The following is a 1,743-nucleotide window of genomic DNA, read 5'->3' as shown; positions in this document are numbered from 1 at the left end:
GCGAAGCGGCCGTGCGCACCGTCGTCGATACGGCTCGGCTCACGCCAAGTGTCACCGTCTTCGGCACCATTCTCGCTACCGTCAGCGCCTGAAACCAGCCTCAGCAACGGCGTGGGTAATTACGTTCCAAGCTTTCAAGACGCTCCTGAATACTTATCCCTCGGAGCTCATTAAAGCCAGCCGCCCTGTCGTTGAAATGGACCAGAGCTCTTCAGATCCGATTGCCCCCGCGACACTCAACCCTCACGACATTGCCTTTCGCATCACGGATGAAACTTGGCCTGACGGAAGTCTCCGGCCTTGACCGACCGAGCCGGAAGTTTCCGGATAACACGTTCGCCATCTCTGAAATGCGCAAGGCGAGCTCATCACGAGCCTCATGAAACGCTTCCGGGTTCCGCCTGTTCGGCGGAGGAAGAGGCCTCGCCTCATCAGCAAGAGCGCGCAGCTCGGCGGCGCACGTGTCGAAGATGCTCGTGGCCGATAGATTGTGAGGAAGGTTGAAAAAGAAAGCGCCCCAAAGCCGTGAGGTCGGGGCACATTTCTGTGGACGCTATTTAGTCGGCCCTGAACAATGCCGTTTGTTCAGGCGACAATCGGATTCCAGCGTTCGCGGGAAGTATCCGATTGCGCGGATGAACTGATCAGGACCGCTATGAGCCAAGCGACACAAAGCCTGAGCCAGTTCAGGATCAGCCGCAGATTGTGCCCGGCCGCCACGAGCAGCGCGTTCATTGCGTCTCCGGCTGCTCCGAGCAGGTGATTGCGTCCCAGCCGCCCGTCCGCCTTCATGGCCTCAATGGCTGATCGTCGCTTCAGCTCCCGCTGGATTGTGGGCGTCAGACCCCGCCGCTGTCGCGTGATGAACACCCGTTCCGTCTTGGCGTAGTCATGCCCGCGATAGCCTTGGTCGACGTAGATGCGCGAGGGCTCCATGTCAGTCATGGCCACAACCTGATCCAGGGTCGTGCTGAGCGTATGGCCGTCATACGGGTTGCCCTCCAGGGCCTTGGGGGCGAGCACGAAGCCTTCGCGGTTGGTCACCGCCATCGCAATTTTCGAGCCGAACTCGTACGACCGATGCGCTTTGCCCTTGGCGATGCACACCACCTCGGGCGCATGAAGACTGTAGAGCTTGTTCTTGCTCGTGCGCTCCTGGGTCAGAAGACGCTCCGTCAGCCCCAGCAGACGTGCAAAGCGAAGGGCGAGGCCCTCATCCCCGGCGACTTTGCGGGCGACATCGCGATACACTCGTCCGAGATAAGTCTTCAGCCGCTTGAGCTCCCGTCGCATGCGCCGCGTCTGCCGCGCATGGGCATAGCGGCCCATGTGTAAGGCGGCGCGTTTGGCCAGACGGGTGTGGGTCTGCCGCAGCGTGAGGCCATGCCGCTTGGCCTGCCGCACCAGGGCGAGGAGAGCCTTGAGATAGAGCTTCGCGTCGGTGGGATGAGTGATGGCCTTGGGCTGCACCGTGGTGTCGACGCTGATCCGCTCCAAACTGGAGGGCCGCACGGCGCCCGTGTCGAGCCCGGCCTGGATGGTAGCCGCCAGCAGCGTCTCCAGGCCCTCTGCTCCAAGCCGCTTGCGCCAGCGCGTCAGCGAACTCGGATCGCACGGCAGCTGGCCAGCCCCCACGAGGTGGTCCGGTGTCAATGTTAGTGCATGATCGGTCGTGGCGCTACGGCTGGGGTGGCCGGCGGAGTTGGCCGGGGTTGCGCAGCCGGCCATAGCACTGTCTCGGGT

1 protein-coding gene is annotated in these 1,743 nt (G+C 62.6%); it reads right to left on the bottom strand.

The features are described 5' to 3' along the window. Positions 1-585: 585 nt before the first annotated feature. Positions 586-1,743, bottom strand: a 1,158-nt coding sequence (locus ACS5Q1_RS47760; RefSeq protein WP_473104762.1) for an IS5 family transposase, incomplete at its 5' end; no start/stop codon positions are given.

The organism is Microvirga sp. GN3, from assembly GCF_055792825.1.
Note: the sequence above shows the minus strand (reverse complement) of the source record. Positions and strands in the feature narration are given on the sequence as shown.